At 63.0% G+C, this 20,644-nt stretch carries 22 protein-coding genes and 1 riboswitch; of the genes, 16 read left to right on the top strand and 6 right to left on the bottom strand.

Going from position 1 to position 20,644, the window contains the following annotated elements:
• The first annotated feature begins 66 nt into the window (after positions 1 to 66).
• Together mazG and J3P86_RS19525 are read left to right on the top strand one after the other, a co-directional pair.
• On the top strand, positions 67 to 900 hold the full coding sequence (gene mazG, locus J3P86_RS19530; RefSeq protein ID WP_434698661.1) for a nucleoside triphosphate pyrophosphohydrolase: 834 nt from the start codon (positions 67 to 69) through the stop codon (positions 898 to 900).
• 26 nt (positions 901 to 926) lie between these two features.
• Positions 927 to 1,466 carry a DUF2058 domain-containing protein gene (locus J3P86_RS19525; protein WP_305499418.1) on the top strand — a complete coding sequence of 180 codons (540 nt, stop codon included), beginning with the start codon at positions 927 to 929 and terminating at the stop codon, positions 1,464 to 1,466.
• 137 nt (positions 1,467 to 1,603) lie between these two features.
• Here J3P86_RS19525 and J3P86_RS19520 read toward each other — a convergent pair whose 3' ends face one another.
• From J3P86_RS19520 to purM, 4 genes are all read right to left on the bottom strand, one after another.
• Complete coding sequence (locus tag J3P86_RS19520; RefSeq protein WP_434698660.1) at positions 1,604 to 1,798, bottom strand: hypothetical protein; 195 nt, start codon at positions 1,796 to 1,798, stop codon at positions 1,604 to 1,606.
• Positions 1,799 to 2,276: 478 nt separating this feature from the next.
• Positions 2,277 to 2,990: a DUF3108 domain-containing protein gene (locus tag J3P86_RS19515; protein WP_305499421.1), complete on the bottom strand. Its 714-nt coding sequence runs from the start codon at positions 2,988 to 2,990 to the stop codon at positions 2,277 to 2,279.
• 8 nt (positions 2,991 to 2,998) lie between these two features.
• Entirely contained in the window at positions 2,999 to 3,649 is a 651-nt protein-coding gene (gene purN, locus J3P86_RS19510) for a phosphoribosylglycinamide formyltransferase (RefSeq protein WP_434629055.1), read from the bottom strand.
• Positions 3,649 to 4,707 carry a phosphoribosylformylglycinamidine cyclo-ligase gene (purM, locus tag J3P86_RS19505; protein ID WP_434572426.1) on the bottom strand — a complete coding sequence of 353 codons (1,059 nt, stop codon included), beginning with the start codon at positions 4,705 to 4,707 and terminating at the stop codon, positions 3,649 to 3,651. Before purM ends, purN begins: the two co-directional genes overlap by 1 nt.
• Before the next feature lie 365 nt (positions 4,708 to 5,072).
• Between purM and J3P86_RS19500 the strand changes: the two genes are divergently transcribed.
• The 5 genes from J3P86_RS19500 (at position 5,073) to J3P86_RS19480 (ending at position 9,652) form a co-directional block, all read left to right on the top strand.
• Entirely contained in the window at positions 5,073 to 6,131 is a 1,059-nt protein-coding gene (locus J3P86_RS19500; protein ID WP_434631186.1) for a DUF2066 domain-containing protein, read from the top strand.
• A gap of 32 nt (positions 6,132 to 6,163) precedes the next feature.
• Entirely contained in the window at positions 6,164 to 7,237 is a 1,074-nt protein-coding gene (locus J3P86_RS19495; protein ID WP_305499429.1) for an AI-2E family transporter, read from the top strand.
• A gap of 169 nt (positions 7,238 to 7,406) precedes the next feature.
• Entirely contained in the window at positions 7,407 to 8,111 is a 705-nt protein-coding gene (hda, locus tag J3P86_RS19490; protein WP_003178999.1) for a DnaA regulatory inactivator Hda, read from the top strand.
• Between the two features lie 214 nt (positions 8,112 to 8,325).
• Complete coding sequence (locus tag J3P86_RS19485; RefSeq protein WP_434572429.1) at positions 8,326 to 8,952, top strand: C40 family peptidase; 627 nt, start codon at positions 8,326 to 8,328, stop codon at positions 8,950 to 8,952.
• 166 nt (positions 8,953 to 9,118) lie between these two features.
• Positions 9,119 to 9,652, top strand: coding sequence for a C40 family peptidase (locus J3P86_RS19480; protein WP_434629060.1), 534 nt, complete (start codon positions 9,119 to 9,121; stop codon positions 9,650 to 9,652).
• Positions 9,653 to 9,817: 165 nt separating this feature from the next.
• Here J3P86_RS19480 and J3P86_RS19475 read toward each other — a convergent pair whose 3' ends face one another.
• Complete coding sequence (locus tag J3P86_RS19475) at positions 9,818 to 11,128, bottom strand: PQQ-dependent sugar dehydrogenase (protein WP_434698658.1); 1,311 nt, start codon at positions 11,126 to 11,128, stop codon at positions 9,818 to 9,820.
• A gap of 209 nt (positions 11,129 to 11,337) precedes the next feature.
• A complete protein-coding gene (locus J3P86_RS19470; protein WP_434629064.1) occupies positions 11,338 to 11,922 on the bottom strand; it encodes a hypothetical protein in 585 nt (194 codons plus the stop codon).
• Positions 11,923 to 12,081: 159 nt separating this feature from the next.
• Positions 12,082 to 12,296: riboswitch (cobalamin riboswitch) on the top strand.
• An 82-nt stretch (positions 12,297 to 12,378) separates the two neighbouring features.
• Here J3P86_RS19470 and cobO point away from each other — a divergent pair.
• The 9 genes from cobO (at position 12,379) to cobC (ending at position 20,644) form a co-directional block, all read left to right on the top strand.
• Entirely contained in the window at positions 12,379 to 12,990 is a 612-nt protein-coding gene (cobO, locus tag J3P86_RS19465) for a cob(I)yrinic acid a,c-diamide adenosyltransferase (protein ID WP_305499435.1), read from the top strand.
• A gap of 11 nt (positions 12,991 to 13,001) precedes the next feature.
• Positions 13,002 to 14,381, top strand: coding sequence for a cobyrinate a,c-diamide synthase (locus J3P86_RS19460; protein WP_434698657.1), 1,380 nt, complete (start codon positions 13,002 to 13,004; stop codon positions 14,379 to 14,381).
• Positions 14,378 to 15,028, top strand: coding sequence for a 5,6-dimethylbenzimidazole synthase (bluB, locus tag J3P86_RS19455; protein WP_434697085.1), 651 nt, complete (start codon positions 14,378 to 14,380; stop codon positions 15,026 to 15,028). Before J3P86_RS19460 ends, bluB begins: the two co-directional genes overlap by 4 nt.
• Positions 15,025 to 15,933, top strand: coding sequence for an adenosylcobinamide-phosphate synthase CbiB (gene cbiB / locus J3P86_RS19450; protein ID WP_434697086.1), 909 nt, complete (start codon positions 15,025 to 15,027; stop codon positions 15,931 to 15,933). The genes bluB and cbiB overlap by 4 nt, the downstream gene beginning before the upstream one ends.
• Positions 15,926 to 16,918: a threonine-phosphate decarboxylase CobD gene (gene cobD, locus J3P86_RS19445; RefSeq protein ID WP_434698656.1), complete on the top strand. Its 993-nt coding sequence runs from the start codon at positions 15,926 to 15,928 to the stop codon at positions 16,916 to 16,918. The genes cbiB and cobD overlap by 8 nt, the downstream gene beginning before the upstream one ends.
• Positions 16,915 to 18,366, top strand: coding sequence for a cobyric acid synthase (locus J3P86_RS19440; protein WP_434698655.1), 1,452 nt, complete (start codon positions 16,915 to 16,917; stop codon positions 18,364 to 18,366). Before cobD ends, J3P86_RS19440 begins: the two co-directional genes overlap by 4 nt.
• Before the next feature lie 132 nt (positions 18,367 to 18,498).
• Complete coding sequence (gene cobU / locus J3P86_RS19435; RefSeq protein WP_434629076.1) at positions 18,499 to 19,020, top strand: bifunctional adenosylcobinamide kinase/adenosylcobinamide-phosphate guanylyltransferase; 522 nt, start codon at positions 18,499 to 18,501, stop codon at positions 19,018 to 19,020.
• Positions 19,017 to 20,072 (top strand): nicotinate-nucleotide--dimethylbenzimidazole phosphoribosyltransferase, encoded by a 1,056-nt coding sequence (cobT, locus tag J3P86_RS19430; RefSeq protein ID WP_434629078.1) that lies wholly within the window; start codon positions 19,017 to 19,019, stop codon positions 20,070 to 20,072. The genes cobU and cobT overlap by 4 nt, the downstream gene beginning before the upstream one ends.
• Entirely contained in the window at positions 20,069 to 20,644 is a 576-nt protein-coding gene (cobC, locus tag J3P86_RS19425; protein WP_434629080.1) for an alpha-ribazole phosphatase family protein, read from the top strand. The genes cobT and cobC overlap by 4 nt, the downstream gene beginning before the upstream one ends.

Here is a 20,644-nt window from a genome sequence, read left to right as displayed (position 1 = left end):
TTGACTGATGTACCGCTTTCGCGAGCAGGCTCGCTCCCACAGGGATTTTTTGTGGTGGGATGATTGATGTACAGCCTCGAAGACCTGCTCCACCTGATGAACCGCTTGCGCGACCCGCAATACGGCTGCCCGTGGGACATCAGGCAAACCTACGCAACCATCGTCCCTCACACCCTGGAGGAAGCCTACGAAGTGGCCGACGCCATCGAGCGCGGCGACTTCGATCACCTTCAAGGTGAATTGGGCGATTTACTGTTCCAGGTGGTGTATTACAGCCAGCTGGCCCGGGAAGAAAACCGTTTCGAATTCGCCGGCGTGGTCGATAGCATCACCCGCAAGCTGATTCGCCGCCATCCCCATGTGTTTCCCACCGGTGACCTTTACGCAGCCGTGGATACCCCGCGCCTGAGCGAAGAGCAGGTCAAGCAGCGCTGGGAGAAAATCAAGGCAGAGGAGCGCGCCGAGAGGGCCTCGGTGCCCAAGCAGTTGTCACTGCTTGATGATGTACCGGTGGCATTGCCGGCCTTGTCGCGGTCGGCGAAGTTGCAGAAGCGCGCCGGTCAGGTCGGTTTCGACTGGCCGGGACCGCTGCCGGTGCTCGATAAGGTCCGTGAAGAGCTCGACGAAGTGCTCGAAGCCATGGCGGACAATGACGCCGCGGCCATCAGCGACGAAGTGGGTGACCTGCTGTTCAGTGTGGTGAACCTGGCTCGACACTTGAAAGTCGACCCCGAAACGGCCCTGCGTGGCGCCAATGCAAAGTTTGAAAGACGTTTCCGATTTATCGAACAGGCATTGCGCGAGACCCACCGTCCCATGGAAGATTGCACCCTCGAAGAGTTGGACGCCTTGTGGGGCGAAGCCAAACGTCAGGAAAAGAATTTGCCCAGCTGTGGCTGAGGCCGTTGCCTAAGTGAGTAAGCACCATGAGCCTTTCCCTTCGCGACCAGTTGCTCAAAGCAGGGCTGGTCAACCAAAAGCAGGCCAAGCAGGTCGGCAAAGAGAAACAGAAGCAGCAACGCCTGGCCCACAAAGGCCAGGTCGAACTGGACGACTCCCAGCAGCGTGCGGCCCAGGAAGCCATGGCCGAGAAGGTCAAGCGCGACCAGGAACTGAACCGCCAGCAGCAGGAAAAGGCCGAGCAGAAGGCCCGTGCCGCGCAGATCAAGCAATTGATCGAGGTGTCGCGCCTGCCGAAGCTGACCACCGACGACTACTACAACTTCGTCGACGACAAGAAGGTCAAGCGCATCTCGGTCAATGCGCTGATGCGTAACAAGCTGAGCAGCGGTTCCCTGGCGATCGTCCATCATGCCGGGAGCTATGAAGTGATCCCGCGCGAAGCGGCGCTGAAGATCCAGGAACGCGACCCCAAGCGCATCGTCCAGCTCAACACCCAGACCGAAGAAGTGGATGCCGATGATCCGTACGCGGCGTATCAGATTCCTGATGATTTGATGTGGTAAGCGGGAAAATGCTATTGAGTTGAACACAAACCCTGTGGGAGCGAGCTTGCTCGCGATAGCGGCCTATCAGTGACAGAGATGTTGGCTGATGCCCCGCTATCGCGAGCAAGCTCGCTCCCACAGGTGTTTTGCGTGGTTCAGGAATGCGAGGTCTCACGCAAACGCTGCCGCTCCTCACGTTCCAGCTCGGCCTTGTAGCTATGAGCGTCCGTCTCGGAATGGAACATGCCCACCAGCAGATCCTGTTGATGCACATCCCAGATCCGGATACCGGCGGCAATACCTTCGTGGGACATGTGGGCGTCGTCGCGTTCAGTTACTTTCACAGTCATCTTGCAAGCTCCAATCTCTGTTATCTGCAGCAAGGCGTGTGCAGGGTTTTGTTATAGATTTGGATAGCGAGCTAAGTAAATGGCCTGGGCGATTAAGAAGTTTTCATGAAGCGCACGGCCCTCGTGCAGGCCAGGCAGGGCGCGGCGTTTGGTCGCAGGTGGGGTTCATGAAGAAAATTTCATGTTGTAGCGGCAAGCCTTGAGTGAAAGCAAAACCCCTGTGGGAGAAAAGGCGGGACGAGAAGTCTCCCACGGTCCGTACTGGCTAGAGTCGGAATCGAGCTTTTAGTCCCGCCCACCCCTTCAAGTCTAAACATACAAGCGAGCTTGCTCGCGATAGCGGTCGCACATTCAATATCGATGCAAGCTGACCCACCGCTATCGCGAGCAAGCTCGCTCCCACAGGTATAAGTGGTGGGCTTGAAACTCGGGCAACAAAAAGCCCCGCATGTGCGAGGCTTTTTGGTGTCGGTATGGATCAGCTGCCTTTCACAGCCTTGCCGTTGACCGTACCGTCCTGGAGCATGATGTTGTACTCCTTGCCGTCGGTCTCGACTTGCTGCAGGCGTACCAGCAGGTAATCCCAGTCCTTGGCGAACCAGAGCACGGTGATGCGCTTGCTTTGTGTCGGGTCGCGCACGCGCTCGACCTTGATGGCGTCGATCTGGCCGGCCTTGGTGTCGACTTTTTCCGAACCAAGCACGCGGAAGTCATAGGTATCGATTTCACCGTCATCGACGACCTGATAACTCATGCTTTTCTTGCCGGCCGCCACGTCGTGCTGCAGGGCCAGTTGGTACGTGGATTTGTCGACCATGCCGCGGTTCAATGGCAGCTTGACCGCGTCACCGCGATCGGTGCCGGTGACCATCTTGGCATTCCAGTCGAAATCCAGGTCTGCTTTCTTGGCTTTACCCAGGCCGCCGCGCTCGAAGTGATAGGACTGCGGCAGCAGGGTGTCCTTGTCCAGGGTCAGGGTGCTTTCTTCGGTCAGGCTGGCGATCATCATCGATGCCTTGAAGCTCAGCTTCCAGGTGCCGTTGGCCTCCTTGGTCAGGCTGCGCTCGGCGGTGCCGCTCATGGGCAGCTGTTTCCAGTCGGCGGTATAGCTGGCGGAGAACGGTTGAAGGTCTGCAGCCTGTGCCAGGGGCAGGGCAAGCAGAGCGCAAGCGAAGAGCAGGGCGCGACGCATAAAATCTCCTAGTATCGAATCAAATGGCCGCTGGCGGCGAGCAACTGGCCGTCCAGTGAGGCTCCGCGATCGTCGAGTGTCAGCCGGCCTTCGGCAAACCAACGCACGGCCATCGGGTAGATCTGGTGTTCGCGGGCGTGGACCCGTTGCGCCAGGCTTTGCGGCGTGTCGTGCAACTCTACCGGTATTACTGCCTGTACGACCAGTGGTCCGCCATCGAGTTCCTCGGTGACAAAGTGAACCGAGCAGCCATGCTCCGTGTCACCGGCCTCCAGCGCACGCTGGTGAGTGTGTAACCCTTTATATTTGGGCAACAGCGACGGATGGATATTGAACAGGCGGCCCTGGTAGTGACGCACAAAACCGGCGCTGAGGATGCGCATGAAACCGGCCAGGACCACCAGTTGCGGATTGAAGGCGTCGATCTGTTCGATCAGCGCGGCATCGAAGGCCTCGCGACCGTCGAACGCCTGGTGATCGAGGACGCGGGTATCGATACCCGCCTCCTTGGCACGTTGCAGGCCGTAGGCATCGGCGCGGTTGGAAATCACCGCGCGGATCCGGACCGGGCTGTCGCCGGTCCGTGTACTGTCGATCAGGGCCTGCAGGTTACTGCCGGTGCCGGACAACAGCACCACGACGTCACAGGTTGCGGACATCAGTGTGCCTTGAGGTTTTTCAGCTCGACCTGTGCGGCGCCTTCGGCCGCGGTGGCGATCTGGCCGATGACCCAAGGCTGCTCGCCCGCGTCGCGCAGGACGTTCAGCGCGGTTTCGACGTGCTCCTGGGCCACGCAGATGACCATGCCCACGCCGCAGTTCAGCACGCGGTGCATTTCGGTTTCATCGACGTTGCCTTTTTCCTGCAGCCAGTCGAACACCGCCGGGCGGGTCCAGCTCGCCACGTCGACCACGGCCTGGGCGCCTTTTGGCAGCACGCGCGGGATGTTGTCCAGCAGACCGCCGCCAGTGATGTGGGCCATGGCCTTGACGGCGCCGGTGTCCTTGATCAGCTTGAGCAGGGGCTTGACGTAGATGCGGGTCGGGGCCATCAGCAGGTCGGCGAGTGGCTGGCCGTCGAGCTGGGTGTTCTCGATATCGGCGCCCGAGACTTCGATGATCTTGCGGATCAGCGAGTAGCCGTTGGAGTGCGGGCCGGAAGATGGCAGGGCGAGCAGGGCGTCGCCGGCGGCGACTTTCGAGCCGTCGATGATCTCGGCCTTTTCCACGACGCCGACGCAGAAACCGGCCAGGTCGTAGTCTTCGCCTTCGTACATGCCTGGCATTTCAGCGGTTTCGCCGCCGACCAGGGAGCAGCCGGACAATTCACAGCCGGCGCCGATGCCGGTCACGACCTGGGCGGCGGTGTCGACGTTGAGTTTGCCGGTGGCGTAGTAGTCGAGGAAGAACAGTGGTTCGGCGCCGCAGACCACCAGGTCATTCACACACATGGCCACCAGGTCGATGCCGATGCTGTCGTGCTTGTTCAGGTTCAAGGCCAGGCGCAACTTGGTGCCGACGCCGTCGGTACCCGAGACCAGGACCGGTTGCTTGTAGCCGGCCGGGATCTCGCAGAGGGCGCCGAAACCGCCCAGGCCGCCCATGACTTCCGGGCGCGCGGTGCGCTTGGCGACGCTCTTGATGCGTTCGACCAATGCTTCACCGGCGTCGATGTCTACACCGGCGTCCTTGTAGCTCAGGGAGGGTTGCTTGCTCATGATCCAGGCCTTTAAAGGGGGGATTTCTGGGTAACGACCGATCGCCGGGGCCATTGAATAACCGTTGTACGAATTATTCCGGGAGCCCAGCCATTGCCGGTCTGCGAAGGCGCGCGATTTTATCAGGCTTGTGGACCAGCGGCCATCCTCGCGCCGACGGCAGGGACATATCCGCCAAAAAAAACCGTTATTTCTTGTATTGGTACTGGGCGACGCGTCTGTATAAGGTGTAGCGGTAAGCGGCTATGGTTATGACAGTAGAAAACTTGCGCCGGGTGGTGAATGTTTTCCCCGGTGCCGTGGTCACAGCCATGCTCAATCTTCTCCACACGGCCGGTGCCAGCCGTTATGTCCGGGAATCTTCCATGCGTCTTTTCAAATTCTTGTCCATGGGCTGCCTGTCGCTGATCAGCCTGGCGAGCCATGCCGAAACCCTCAATAACCTTTATCAGGTGCGTGAGCCGGTCAGCAGCCAGGCGCCGGATGAGCGAAACCAGGCAACGTTGCGAGCGTTGGACACCCTGGTGCTGCGCCTGACCGGCGACGCCAAGGCCGCGCAGAATCCCGGCCTGGCGGCTATCCGCAAGGACCCGCAGCAGATCATTCTGCAGTACGGCTACGACGCCGGTCCTCCGGAAAGCCTGCAGGTGGACTTCGATCCCGCCAGCACCGACCGGGCATTGCGTTCGGCGGGGCTGCCGCTTTGGGGCGCGAATCGTCCATCGATTCTAGGCTGGTGGCTGAATGACTCGGCAGAAGGCTCCAGCCTGGTCGGTGATGGCCAGGCCAGCGCCACGCCTCTGCGCCGCGCGGCCCAGCACCGGGGCTTGCCGCTGCACCTGCCGTTGGCGGATTTGAGCGAGCAGATTGTCGCCACCGCGCCGACGTTGCAAGGCAACGACCCGGCGCCGTTGCGTGAGGCGTCGGACCGGTATGGCTCGGATGCCTTGCTGGCGGTCCATGCCAAGGAGGAGGGAGGCCAGTGGCAGGCCACCTGGCGCCTGTGGCTGGGCGACCAGCGCGAGCAGGGCAGCGCCCAGGGCGCCGATCCCGCTGCGCTGGCCGATGCCGTGATGTTGGCGGTGAGCCAGCGCCTGGCGCCGCGTTTCGTGGCCAAGCCGGGCGTGGCGACCGAGCAGTTGCTGGAAGTCCAAGGCATGAATCTGGAACGTTATGCAGCGCTGGGGCGTCTGCTCGAACCGTTCGCTGGCCAGGTGCAGCGGGTCGAGGGCGACAGAATTGTCTACAAGGTCAACGGCAGCGCCGAGCAATTGAAGGCACAACTGGCCCTGGCCAAACTGCAGGAATTGCCGCCGGGTGAAGCCGTCGCGCAAGCGCCTGCGGCGCAGCCGGCCGCCGACGGAACGGTTCCGGTCGCGACACCGACACCGTCGCCGGCGGCTAACTTGCGATTCCGCTGGTAGTTTTCTTTCTTTTATAGGGGCAGGAGTGGTTCATGGGCGATACGCGGCGTTGGTTCTGGTTGGGTGGGGTCGCCCTGCTGATTGCATTTATCTACTTGCTTCACCCGATCCTCACGCCGTTCCTGGTTGCGCTGTTACTGGCCTATCTGTTCGATCCGGTGGTGGATCGCCTGGAAAAGCTCGGGCTGTCCCGGACCTGGGGCGTGGTGGCGGTGTTCGCGTTGTTTACCTTGATCGTCAGCGCTCTGCTGCTGGTGCTGATACCCATGCTGGCCAAGCAACTGGTGCGCCTGTACGAGCTGGCACCGCAGATGCTCGATTGGCTGCAGCACACCGCAGTGCCTTGGGTGCAATCGAAGCTGGGCCTGTCGGACGGCTTCTGGAAGTTCGACAAGGTCAAGGCCGCCATCAGTGAGCACATGGGGCAGACCACCGATATCGTCGGCGTGGTATTGAGCCAGGCCACGGCTTCGAGCCTGGCGCTGATCGGCTGGCTGGCGAACCTGGTGCTGATTCCCGTGGTGGCCTTTTATCTGCTGCGCGATTGGGACCTGATGATGGCGAAGATCCGCAGCCTGCTGCCGCGTCATCGCGAAGAGCGCATCATGACGCTGACTGGCGAATGCCACGAAGTGCTGGGGGCGTTTGTCAGGGGGCAGTTGCTGGTCATGGTCGCGTTGGGTTTCATCTACGCGGCGGGGCTGATGCTGGTAGGGTTGGAGCTGGGCCTGTTGATCGGCCTGATCGCCGGGTTGGCGGCCATCGTGCCCTACATGGGGTTTGTCATCGGGATTGGCGCGGCGTTGATTGCCGGGCTGTTCCAGTTTGGCGGCGACCTGTATCCCATGGTCGGCATCGTCGCGGTATTCATGGTCGGGCAGGCGCTGGAGGGCATGGTGCTGACGCCGTTGCTGGTGGGAGATCGTATCGGCTTGCACCCGGTGGCGGTGATCTTCGCGATCCTGGCGGGTGGCGAGTTGTTCGGCTTCACCGGGATCCTGCTGGCGCTGCCGGTGGCGGCGGTGATCATGGTGCTGGTGCGTCATATGCACGATCTGTACAAGGATTCCGACATATATAGCGGCGCAGAGGACCCCGACCTCTAGGGGAAATGGCAGGCGCGGCGTCAGGGAAACTGACGCTCCGTGCCCTTGCTGCTGCAAACCTTTGATTTTGCTCGTGGTCCGGCGCATTGTGCGGTCCGCGCCACGGGTATAAACTTTGCAAACTTTACACAGAGGCCACTAATGGTTCCCTTGGAACCGTTCAGTCAGCATGAAACCGATTCAGCTGCCCCTTGGTGTGCGTCTGCGTGACGACGCCACCTTCATCAATTACTACCCAGGCGCCAATGCCGCTGCACTCGGCTATGTCGAGCGGCTTTGCGAAGCCGACGCCGGCTGGACCGAGAGCCTGATCTATCTGTGGGGCAAGGACGGGGTAGGGCGCACGCATCTGTTACAGGCGGCGTGCTTGCGCTTCGAGCAGTTGGGTGAGCCTGCCGTGTACCTGCCACTGGCCGAGCTGCTGGATCGCGGCGTGGAAATCCTCGACAACCTGGAGCAGTACGAACTGGTCTGCCTGGATGATCTCCAGGCAGTGGCCGGCAAGGCCGATTGGGAAGAGGCGTTGTTCCATTTGTTCAACCGGTTGCGCGACAGTGGCCGGCGCCTGTTGATTGCCGCATCGACCTCGCCACGGGAGCTGCCGGTGAAGCTGGCCGACTTGAAATCCCGCCTGACCCTGGCGTTGATCTTCCAGATGCGCCCGCTTTCCGACGAGGACAAGCTTCGCGCGTTGCAATTGCGTGCATCTCGACGCGGCCTGCACCTGACCGACGAGGTCGGGCATTTCATCCTCACCCGTGGCACCCGCAGCATGAGCGCGCTGTTCGAACTGCTCGAACGTCTCGACCAGGCCTCACTCCAGGCCCAGCGCAAGCTGACCATTCCTTTTTTGAAAGAAACTTTAGGCTGGTAAAACGGTCGCGAGATGATGGCTTAAAGCCTCTTCTTAACCCGACGAAGCCCGCGGTTTTACTGGGCTGGAGGCCTGCAAGCCGCTCAATACGGGCTTAAGCGCTTAGATGTAAACGAGAAATCAAGAAGTCACATTTGCATCGATTGAATTTGCAAATGAGGTTGATAGAAGGCATAGTCTCGCCATCTTTACTACCTCAGCCACGGTCGTGCCCATGCTAAATCGCTTCGCACCCCTCGTGCCTCTCGCACTCGTTACCCTGTTGTTCGGTTGCGCTGCCCACTCCCCAGTGACCCAGCAAGCGCCCCAACCACAGGTGAATAACACCGTTACCGCCCAGTCTTCCGCCGTTGCGTTCCAGGAAGAAATGGCCTCCGACAAAGAGCTGGCAGACTTCGCCGGCAGCAAGCCTTATCAGCTTCCAGTGCTGGCGGACAGCATCCTGGAGCGCGGCATGTCGTTGATCGGCACACGTTATCGTTTTGGCGGGACCTCCGAAGCCGGCTTCGACTGCAGCGGCTTCATCGGCTACCTGTTTCGCGAAGAAGCGGGCATGACCCTGCCGCGTTCCACGCGTGAAATGATCAACGTGAAGGCCCCGCTGGTCGCTCGCAACCAGCTCGAACCCGGTGACCTGCTGTTCTTCAGCACCAACGGTCGTCGCGGTCGCGTCAGCCACGCCGGTATCTACCTGGGCGACAACCAGTTCATCCACTCCAGCAGCCGCCGCAGCGGTGGGGTGCGAATCGACAGCCTGGGCGACAGCTACTGGAGCAAGACCTTCATCGAAGCCAAGCGTGCCCTCGCCATGGCACCGACTGTAGTGACGGCTCGCAAGTAAACGCACAGTTTGTAGGGCAAACTTAAAGTCTTACTTGAAGTTTGGCCCATAGCCGCTAGAATCCATGATCATTGATTGATGGCAATCCGCCTGCGTACTACGCGGGCGGACTTGTTTCCATCTCCACGGCAGAAATAGCCGCATCCAGATCAGGATTGTTGTGCCTATGTCGACGTCGGCCCGCCTCGCTCTCATGTTTCTTGCCGCACTGCTCAGCGCGTGCGCCAGTCGCACCCCGCCGCCCGCGCCAGTGCGGGCTCCGGTGGTGTTCGCACCTTCCCAGACTTTTTCTCCCGCCGCCGAAGACGTGCTGTTCCGGGCGTTGGGCCTGGTGGGCACGCCTTATCGCTGGGGCGGCAACACGCCGGATTCAGGTTTCGATTGCAGTGGCTTGATCGGCTATGTGTACCGTGACGCCGCCGGTATCTCGCTGCCACGCTCCACGCGCGAAATGATCAGCATGCGCGCGCCGGAAGTCGGCAAGGATGCGTTGCAGAGCGGCGATCTGGTGTTCTTCGCCACCAATGGCGGCTCCCAGGTCAGCCATGCCGGAATCTATGTCGGGGAGGGGCGTTTCGTCCATGCGCCGGCCACGGGCGGGACGGTCAAGCTCGACAGTCTGTCCAAGGCCTATTGGCAGAAAGCCTACCTGGGCGCCAAGCGAGTGCTACAGCCGGAGCACCTGGCGCGTAATCCCTGATTTCTGCTGGACAGGCTCTTGTGGCGAGGGGATTTATCCCCGCTGGGTTGCGAAGCAGCCCTAAAGCTTAAATGGATGAATGCGAGCAGGATACCGGGGTACAGATAAAGGGCCGCTGCGCAGCCCAACGGGGATAAATCCCCTCGCCACAAGAGAGTGTGGAACCTATTTACCTGACACCCGCCAGATCTTGTTCCCGACATCATCCGCCACCAACAACCCGCCCTGCTTGTCGATCACCACGCCCACCGGCCGGCCCTGGGCTTTTTCGTCTGCATTGAGGAAACCGGTCAACACCTCCACTGGTTGCCCGACCGGTTTGCCGCCGCTGAACGGAACAAAAATCACTTTGTAGCCACTGTGGGGCTTGCGGTTCCAGGAACCGTGTTGCCCGATGAAAGCCCCTTCGGTGAACGGCGCGGGCAATTGGCTGCCCTCGGCGAAGCTCAGGCCCAGGGAGGCGGTGTGCGGGCCCACCGCATAGTCGGGGGCGATGGCCTTGGCCACCAGCTCGGGGTTTTGCGGCTCGACCCGGACATCGATGTTTTGCCCGTAATAACTGTAAGGCCAGCCATAGAAGCCGCCGTCCTTGACCGACGTGATGTAGTCCGGCACCAGGTCGCTGCCGATCTCGTCCCGTTCGTTGACCGCCGTCCACAACGCACCGCTGCGTGGCTCCCACGCCAGGCCATTGGGATTGCGCAGGCCCGCGGCGAAGATGCGATGGGTGCCTGTGGCCCGGTCGACTTCCCAGATCGCCGCCCGGCCTTCTTCCGCTTCCATGCCGTTCTCGCCAACGTTGCTGTTCGAACCGGTGGTCACGTACAGCTTGCTGCCGTCCCGGCTGGCGATGACGTTTTTGGTCCAGTGGTGGTTCAAAGTGCCACCCGGCAAGTCGACCACCTTGGTTGGCTGTGCCTTGATCTGTGTGTCGCCTTCCTTGTACGGGAAGCGGATCAACCGGTCGGTGTCGGCCACGTACAGGTCATTGCCGACGAGGGTCATGCCGAACGGCGAATTGAGGTTCTCCAGGAAAATCGTCCGGGTCTCGGCGACGCCATCGTGATTGGCGTCTCGCAGCAGGGTGATGCGGTTGGGGCTGGGCACGCCGGCGCCGGCCCGGCCCATGACTTTTTTCATGACCCAGCCACGAATGCCCTGGGTATCGTCGGGCTTGGGCGGGGCGTTGGTTTCGGCCACCAGTACATCGCCATTGGGCAGTACGTAAAGCCAGCGCGGATGATCCAGCCCTTCGGCAAACGCGACTACCTGCAGGCCTTGGGCCGGGGTTGGCTTGGCGCCGTCCGGCCAGCCGACCGCTTCGGCGATATTCACCGTGGGAATCAGGGTCTTGTTCGGTTCGGGCAGTTTCGGCGACGGGCCGGTGCCGTCGGAAACCTGCAATGTGGAAGACTCGCCACACGCGACAAGCCCCGTAGCCAGGGCAATGATTAACAGATGAGGTGGCTTGAGCATGCGGGCTTCCCTATGAGTGCATGTGGTTACTCATAGAGGAGCGTAGACGTGGGATGGTTCAACGGTGGGTAACAACAGTCAGGCAGACAGATTCCTTTGTGGGAGCGAGCCTGCTCGCGAAAGTGCTATATCGGGCAACATCGATGTCGACTGTTGCACCGTCTTCGCGAGCAGGCTCGCTCCCACATGTTTTCCCACTGATCCATGAATCAGCCGTGCGCCTGTTTCAGCAGCAGCGCAATACCCGGATGGTACTGGCCCGCCTCGTTGCGCAATTTGCGATAGGCGTAGGGGAAGTACCAGGCCACGGCGCAGGTGTTCTCCTTCTGCAGGTCGTCGATCATGTCCTGCAACTCTTCTGGCGTGGCGCTTTGCTGGGCTTTTTGCGGGGCAACGAACAGGCAGCCCAGTTTCAGGTCGCTGGCGTAGCTGATGCGCTTGGCGTCGCTGGCGGCTTCGAGCAAGGGTTGGGTCAGGTTCAGGTTGTTGACCTTCGGCCAGCGCTGGGTGGCCTGGATAAAGGCGCGCTCATCGGCGCTGGCAATGAACAGGTCGGCGCTGACGTTGCGTTCGCCTTCTTCGTTCTGCTTGCGCGTCGCTGCGTTCTGCAGCGTGACCATCTCAGCCATCCAGGCAGCGGCAGACAGCAACCCGAGGTTGGCTTTTTGATCATGCCAGTAGGGGGTGTCGTTATCGCCGCGCACGGCGTTGTAGCGATCGATACAGTCGAACCAGCGTTCCAGCACCGGGCGTAGAAACTCCAGCTTCGGATTGCTGATGATCATGCCTTGCATGCGTTTGCCCTCTTGTTCTTGTGATATCGGGTCGTAGTGTCTATTTGATATCACTTGCCGCAGCTTCACACAAGATCGCTGTCAGTTTATTGATCAGGGCCAGTCAACGAGTGGATACAGGTGGCGGCTTTAATTGACGCTCCATCCCCAACCCTCTAACCTTCGCGGCTTGTTTCAGGTGCTCTGTGGCGCGGTCGCGGCCGACAGAGTGAAACAGGGAAGCCGGTGAGCGAACGCGAACCCGGCGCTGCCCCCGCAACGGTAAATGAGTCAACGCTGTGCCTAGGCCACTGTGTCGCAAGACATGGGAAGGCGCGCAGCCAGGCATTACGCCGCTCATGAGCCCGGAGACCGGCCTGATTCATCCAACGGCATCACGGTGGGCGATGCCAGGCTCGCTGCCGTCCTTTTTTCTGCCCGCCCGCCGTTATCCAGTCCCAACGGAGAGCTCCCCTCATGACCGATACGCCCGATCGCGACGAACGCCACCTGGCGCGCATGCTGCGCAAGAAAGCCGTGATTGACGAGCGCATCGCCAATTCACCGAACGAGTGTGGCCTGCTGCTGGTGCTGACCGGCAACGGCAAGGGCAAGAGCAGTTCGGCGTTCGGCATGCTCGCCCGTGCCATGGGCCACGGCATGCAGTGCGGCGTGGTGCAGTTCATCAAGGGGCGCAACAGCACCGGCGAGGAGCTGTTTTTCCGACGCTTCCCGGAGCAGGTGCGCTTTCACGTCATGGGCGAAGGCTTCACCTGGGAAACCCAGGATCGTCAGCGCGACATCGCCGCCGCCGAAGCGGCCTGGGCGGTATCGCGGCAACTGCTCGGCGATCCATCGATTGGCCTGGTGGTGCTTGATGAGCTGAACATCGCTCTCAAGCATGGTTATCTCGATCTCGATCAGGTGTTGAGCGATCTGCAGGCCCGTCCGCCGATGCAACACGTGGTGGTCACCGGCCGGGGTGCCAAGCCGGAAATGATCGAGCTGGCCGATACCGTGACCGAAATGGGCATGATCAAGCATGCCTTCCAGGCCGGCATCAAGGCGCAGAAAGGCGTCGAACTGTGAATGATGCTTCGATGACCAGCCGCCACTGTCCGGCGGTGTTGATTGCCGCGCCGGCTTCCGGCCAGGGCAAGACCACCGTCACTGCGGCGCTGGCACGGTTGCATCGCAACCAGGGGCGCAAGGTGCGTGTGTTCAAATGCGGACCTGATTTCCTTGATCCGATGATCCTTGAGCGCGCCAGTGGCGCACCGGTCTATCAACTGGATATGTGGATGGTCGGCGAGCAGGAAAGTCGCCGACTGTTGTGGGAAGCCGCCGCCGAAGCGGACCTGATCCTGATCGAAGGCGTGATGGGGCTGTTCGACGGCACCCCGTCCAGCGCTGACCTGGCGCGCCACTTCGGCGTGCCGGTGCTGGCCGTGATCGACGGCACGGCGATGGCCCAGACCTTCGGTGCCCTGGCCCTGGGCCTGGCCCGTTATCAGCCGGACTTGCCGTTCGCTGGCGTACTGGCCAACCGGGTCGGCACCCTGCGCCACGCGCAATTGCTCGAAGGCAGCCTGACCGAAGGCCTGCGCTGGTACGGCGCGCTCTCGCGAGAAACCGGCATCGAGCTGCCGAGCCGCCACCTGGGGCTGGTCCAGGCCAGCGAACTGAATGACCTGGACGTTCGCCTCGACGCAGCGGCCGAAGCATTGGCCGGCAGTTGTGAAGTGTCGCTGCCGCCCCAGGTCGAGTTCGCCGCGCCCGAACTGACAACCGTCGAGCCGTGGCTCGACGGTGTGCGCATCGCCGTCGCCCGCGACGAAGCGTTTGCCTTCACCTATGGCGCGAGCCTCGACCTGCTGCGGGCCATGGGCGCGCAACTGGCCTTCTTTTCCCCTATTCATGACACCGAACTGCCCGAGGCGGACAGCCTGTATCTGCCTGGCGGTTACCCGGAGCTGCACCACGTTGCACTGGCGCGGAACGTGCCGATGCTGACGGCGATCCGTGCCCACCACGCAGCCGGCAAACCGCTGCTCGCCGAATGCGGTGGCATGCTCTACCTGCTCGATTCATTGACCGACGTCGAGGGCAATCGCGCCGAGCTGCTCGGCCTGTTGAGCGGTGAAGCGCAGATGCAAAAGCGCCTTGCGGCCTTGGCGTTGCAATCAGTCGAGCTGCCGGAAGGCACGCTGCGCGGGCATACCTATCATCACTCCTTGACCAGCACTGAACTCGAGCCGATCGCCCGTGGGCACAGCCCGAACGGTGGGCGAGGGGCTGAGGCGGTTTTCCGCCTGGGGCGGATGACGGCTTCCTATGTGCATTTTTACTTTCCGTCCAATCCCGGGGCGATTGCCGCGTTGCTTGCGCCCGACCCTGCGGCCGTCTTCGCGAGCAGGCTCGCTCCCACATTTGATCACCTGAACCCTGTGGGAGCGAGCCTGCTCGCGAAGCCGTCATGACTGACAACGCTTTCTCTTCAGCCGAACGCGAAGCCGTCTACCGCGCCATCGCCGAACGCCGCGACATGCGCCATTTCAGCGGCGGCACCGTCGAGCCGGCGTTGCTGCGCCGTCTGCTGGAAGCCGCGCACCAGGCGCCCAGCGTCGGGCTGATGCAACCGTGGCGCTTCATCCGTATCAGCGACCGCGCCTTGCGTGGGCAGATCCAGCGACTGGTGGAAGAGGAACGCATCCGTACCGCCGAAGCCCTGGGCGAGCGCAGCGATGAATTCATGCAGCTCAAGGTCGAAGGTATCAATGACTGCGCCGAGGTACTGGTGGCGGCGTTGATGGACGACCGCGAGCGGCACATATTCGGTCGCCGGACCTTGCCGGAAATGGACCTGGCCTCGCTGTCCTGCGCCATCCAGAACCTGTGGCTGGCGGCCCGCGTCGAAGGGCTGGGGATGGGTTGGGTGTCGCTGTTCGAGCCCCAGGCCCTGGCTGACCTGCTGGGCCTGCCCGCCGGGGCCAAGCCGTTGGCGGTCCTGTGCCTGGGGCCGGTCGAAGGCTTCTACCCAGCGCCGATGCTGGCCCTGGAAGGCTGGGCGCAACCGCGTCCGCTCACTGAACTGCTTTACGAAAACCACTGGGGAGTGCGCCCATGAGCGTAGCGTTGCTCAGTGCCGCCGCGGTGGCGCTGGATGCGCTGCTGGGTGAGCCCCGGCGTTGGCATCCGCTGGTGGCGTTCGGCGGCTTTGCCGATCGCATCGAACAACGTTTCAACTCCGGCGGGCGTGGCTGGCGCAGCCATGGAGTGACGGCGTGGGTGATCGCCGTGGTGCCGCTGACCTTGCTCGCCACGGCCCTGTCCTGGGCACCGATGATTGGCTGGCTGGTGGAGATTCTGGCGCTGTATTGCGCCCTCGGCCTGCGCAGTCTTGGCGAGCATGTCGAGCCGGTGGCCCGGGCGCTGCGCAGCGGTGAGCTGGACGAGGCGCGCCGACGCGTCGGTTACCTGGTCAGCCGCGAAACCGCCGAGCTGGATGAAGCCGCCGTTGCCCGCGCCGCCACCGAGTCGGTCCTGGAAAACGGCAGCGACGCGGTGTTCGCCGCGCTGTTCTGGTTCGCCGTGGCCGGTGCGCCCGGCGTGGTGTTGTACCGGTTGAGCAATACCCTCGACGCTATGTGGGGCTATCGCAACGAGCGCTTCGAGCGTTTCGGCTGGGCGGCGGCGAAAATCGACGACCTGCTCAACTACATCCCCGCACGCCTGGTGGCGTTGACCTACGCTGCGCTCGGCAAGACCCGCCTGGCACTCAAATGCTGGCGCAGCCAGGGCCCGACCTGGGACAGCCCGAATGCCGGGCCGGTGATGGCCGCCGGTGCCGGCGCGCTGGGTGTGGAACTGGGGGGCGCGGCGGTGTATCACGGCGAACTGCATCAACGCCCGCCATTGGGCGAGGGCGTGCCGGCGAGTGCCGATTCGATTGACCGAGGCTGGCAATTGGTGCAACGCGGCGTATGGTTATGGCTGCTGATTCTCTGCCTCGGAGCCGAGTTTTATGCTTGAGCATGGTGGACGACTGCACAACGCCGCCCGGCAATACGGGATTGCCGAGGCCGACTGGCTTGACCTGTCCAGTGGCCTCGCGCCCTGGCCGTTCGAGATCCCGGCGATTCCATTGCGCGCCTGGGCGCGCCTGCCCGAGACCGACGATGGTCTGGAACAGGCCGCTTGCGACTATTACGAAGCGACGCATGTGTTGCCGGTGGCCGGTTCGCAAATGGCCATCCAACTGCTGCCGCGCCTGCGCCGAGCGGGCAAGGTCGGGGTCTTGTCGCCTTGTTACGCCGAGCACGCCGAAGCCTGGCGCCGCAGCGGGTACATCGTGCGCGAAGTGCTGGAAGCGGAAGTGGATTTCTTCCTCGACAGCCTCGACGTGCTGGTGGTGGTCAACCCGAACAATCCCACCGGCCTGAGCCTGGATCCCGAACGCCTGCTGGATTGGCATGCGCGGCTGGCCCAGCGGGGTGGCTGGCTGGTGGTGGACGAAGCGTTCATGGATATCACGCCGCACCTGAGCCTTGCCGCCTACGCCCATCAGGTCGGATTGATCGTGCTGCGCTCGTTCGGCAAGTTTTTCGGCCTGGCCGGGGTTCGCCTCGGCTTCGTCCTGGCCGAGCGACGCTTGCTCAGGCTGCTCGCCGAACAGGTCGGGCCGTGGGCCGTCAGCGGGCCGACGCGGATATTGGGCCAGGCGTGCCTGTTGGATACCGAGGCCCACGCCCGCCAGCGCCAGCGTTGCGAAGAAACCAGCGAGCGCCTGGCGCTGCTGCTCGAGCATTACGGTTTCAGGCCTGATGGCGGTTGCGGGTTGTTCCAGTGGCTGGTTACCGAGCACGCCCGGGCCCTTTATGAATTCATGGCCCAGCGCGGCATTCTCCTGCGGCTGTTCATCAACACCAGCAGTCTGCGCTTCGGGCTGCCGGCCAATGACGCAGAATTCCTGCGTCTCGAACAGGCTTTCGAGGCCTACGCCAAGGACATTCAATGACCACCTTGATGGTGCAGGGCACCACCTCCGATGCCGGCAAAAGCACGCTGGTCACGGCGCTGTGCCGCTGGGTCAGGCGCCAGGGCGTGAGCGTGGTGCCATTCAAGCCGCAAAACATGGCGCTCAATAGCGCGGTGACCGCCGATGGCGGCGAAATCGGCCGGGCCCAGGCGGTCCAGGCCCAGGCTTGTGGCCTCGAACCGCATACCGACATGAACCCGGTGCTGCTCAAGCCCAACAGCGACACCGGTGCCCAAGTCATCATCCATGGCCGCGCCGTGACCAGCATGAACGCCGTGGCGTATCACGATTACAAAGCCATCGCGATGCAAGCGGTGCTGGCTTCCCATGAGCGTTTGCGCGCGGCGTATCCGGTGGTCATGGTCGAGGGCGCGGGGTCGCCGGCGGAGATCAACCTGCGTGCCGGCGACATCGCCAACATGGGTTTTGCCGAGGCCGTCGATTGCCCGGTGCTGCTGATCGCCGACATCAATCGCGGCGGCGTATTCGCCCACCTGGTCGGCACCCTTGAGTTGCTTTCGCCCAGCGAACAGGCGCGGGTAAAAGGTTTCATCATCAACCGTTTTCGTGGCGACCTGGCGTTGCTGCAACCTGGCCTGGATTGGCTCGAAGCGCGCACCGGCAAACCGGTGATTGGCGTATTGCCCTATGTGCTGGACCTGCATCTGGAAGCCGAGGACGGTCTCGATCGGCGTCAGGCCGACAAGGCCGAACAGGTACTCAAGGTTGTGGTGCCGGTGCTGCCGCGCATCAGCAACCATACCGATTTCGATCCGCTGCGCCTGCACTCGCAGGTCGACCTGCAGTTCATCGGCCCCGGCCAGACCATCCCGCCGGCCGACCTGATCATCCTGCCCGGTTCGAAAAGCGTGCGCAGCGACCTGGCCTACCTGCGCGCCAACGGCTGGGAGACAGCAATCAATCGGCACCTGCGCTACGGCGGCAAGTTGCTGGGCATCTGCGGTGGTTTGCAGATGCTTGGCCGCCAGGTCCACGATCCGCTCGGGCTGGAAGGCGCGGCCGGTTCGAGTGCCGGGCTGGGCCTGCTGGACTTCGAGACGACGCTGGAGCATGAGAAGCAGTTGCGCAACGTACGCGGGCGGTTGGCCCTGGAGGATGCCGAGGTCAGCGGCTACGAGATTCATGCGGGTGTGACCACTGGCCCGGCCCTGGAAAACCCTGCGGTGACGTTGGACGGCGGCCGTTGCGACGGCGCCCGAAGCCTCGACGGACAGATTTTCGGCACCTATCTGCATGGGCTGTTTGAAACGCCAGCGGCGAGCAGCGCGTTGCTGCGCTGGGCGGGCGTGCAGGACGTCCAGGCGGTGGATTACCACGGGTTGCGCGAGCGGGATATCGAGCGGTTGGCGGACCTGGTGGAGCGGCATCTGGATACCGGGGTGTTGCGTGAACTCTGTGGGATTTGAGGTGGCTGAAAGGGCCCCTTCGCGAGCAGGCTCGCTCCCACATGGGCCTTGCGGTGTACATAATCCCTGTGGGAGCGAGCCTGCTCGCGAAGGGGCCAGCACCGACACCGCCTATTTGAAAGAGAACGACCCATGCTGCAACTGATCCTCGGCGGCGCCCGCTCCGGCAAGAGTCGCCTGGCTGAAAAACTCGCGGCAGGCACCGGCTTGCCGGTGACCTACATCGCCACCAGCCAACCCCTGGACGGCGAGATGAACCAGCGTGTCGCTCAGCATCGCGCCCGGCGCCCGGCCGATTGGGCGTTGGTGGAGGAACCGCTGGCGCTGGCGCAGGTGTTGCGCGAAACCGCCGCGAGCGAGCGCTGCCTGCTGGTGGATTGCCTGACCCTTTGGCTGACCAACCTGTTGGTGCTCGACGATGCCGACCGACTGGCTGCCGAGCGCGAAGCCCTGCTGGACTGCATCGGCGCGCTGCCCGGTGAAATCATTTTTGTCAGCAACGAGACCGGCCTGGGTGTCGTGCCGCTGGGCGAGCTGACTCGCCGTTACGTCGATGAAGCCGGCTGGCTGCATCAAGCCCTGGCCGAACGTTGCCAGCGCGTTGTGCTGACCGTTGCCGGCCTGCCCCTGACTCTCAAAGGTATTGCGTTATGAATCACCGCTGGTGGCTGGACCCGTGCAAGCCCGTTGATAGCCAAGTGCTGGAGCAAGCGATGGCGCGGCAACAACAACTAACCAAACCGGCCGGCTCCCTCGGGCGCCTGGAGTCGGTGGCGGTGCAACTGGCGGGCCTGCAAGGGCAGGTCAAGCCAAGTCTTGAACAATTGTGGATCGCGATTTTTGCCGGCGATCACGGTGTGGTGGCCGAAGGCGTCTCGGCCTATCCCCAGGAAGTGACCGGACAGATGCTGCTCAACTTTGTCAGCGGCGGCGCGGCCATCAGCGTGCTCGCGCGGCGGTTGGGCGCTTCCCTGGAGGTCGTCGACCTGGGCACCGTGACGCCTTCGCTGGACTTGCCCGGCGTGCGGCATTTGCGGGTCGGCCCGGGCACCGCCAATTTCCTCCTGGGCCCGGCCATGACCCTGGTCCAGGGCGAACAGGCCCTGCAAGCCGGACGCGACAGTGCCATGCGCGCCGCTGCCAGCGGCACGCAACTGTTCATCGGTGGCGAGATGGGCATCGGCAATACCACGGCGGCCAGCGCGCTGGCCTGTGCCTTGCTCGATTGCCCGGTGGCGCATCTGGTCGGGCCGGGCACCGGGCTGGATGCGGCGGGTATCAGCCGCAAGGTCCAGGTCATCGAACGCGCCCTGGCCGTGCACGGTGGGTCGAACGGCGACCCGCTGCAAACGCTGTGCAACCTTGGCGGGTTTGAAATCGCCGCGTTGATCGGCGCCTATCTGGCCTGTGCCCAACAAGGCATCGCCGTGCTGGTGGATGGCTTTATCTGCAGCGTCGCGGCCCTGGTGGCGGTGCGGCTCAATCCGGCGTGCCGGCCCTGGTTGTTGTTCGCCCACCGTGGCGCCGAACCGGGACACCGCCACGTGCTGGAAACCCTCGCTGCCGAACCGCTGCTGGACCTCGGCTTGCGCCTGGGCGAGGGCAGCGGGGCGGCGCTGGCGGTGCCGTTGTTGCGCCTGGCCTGTGACCTCCATGGGCAGATGGCGACCTTCGCCGAAGCGGCCGTGGCGGATCGCCCGGCGTGACCTTGCGCCTGGACCTGTTGCGCCATGGCGAGACCGAACTGGGCGGCGGGCTGCGCGGCAGTCTCGACGACGCCCTGACGCCACGAGGCTGGGAACAGATGCACGCGGCGGTCGCAGCGGGCGGGCCGTGGGATCGGCTGGTGAGTTCGCCCTTGCAGCGTTGCGCGCGTTTCGCCGAACAGCTGGGTGCGCGACTCGGCGTGCCGGTGGACTTGGACAAGGACCTGCAGGAATTGCATTTCGGCGCCTGGGAAGGCCGTAGCGCGGCGGCATTGATGGAGACTGACGCCGAGGCGCTGGGGCGGTTCTGGGCCGATCCCTACGGCTTCACGCCGCCGGAAGGTGAGCCGGTACTCGAGTTTTCGGCGCGAGTGCTGGCGGCGCTTGAACGCTTGCATCAAGCCTACGCCGGGCAGCGCATCCTGCTGGTCAGCCATGGCGGCGTGATGCGGCTGCTGCTGGCCCGCGCCCGCGGCCTGCCGCGCGAGCAATTGCTCAATGTCGAAGTCGCCCACGGCGCGCTGTTTTCTCTCTTGGTGGCGTCCGGTCCAGTCCTCGAAGAGGCGGTCTGA

It is taken from the genome of Pseudomonas sp. D1-1 (assembly GCF_051132225.1).
In the GTDB taxonomy this organism is placed as follows: domain Bacteria; phylum Pseudomonadota; class Gammaproteobacteria; order Pseudomonadales; family Pseudomonadaceae; genus Aquipseudomonas.
The sequence above is the reverse complement of the archived record's forward strand: the minus strand, read 5'-3'. Positions and strand labels throughout refer to the sequence as shown.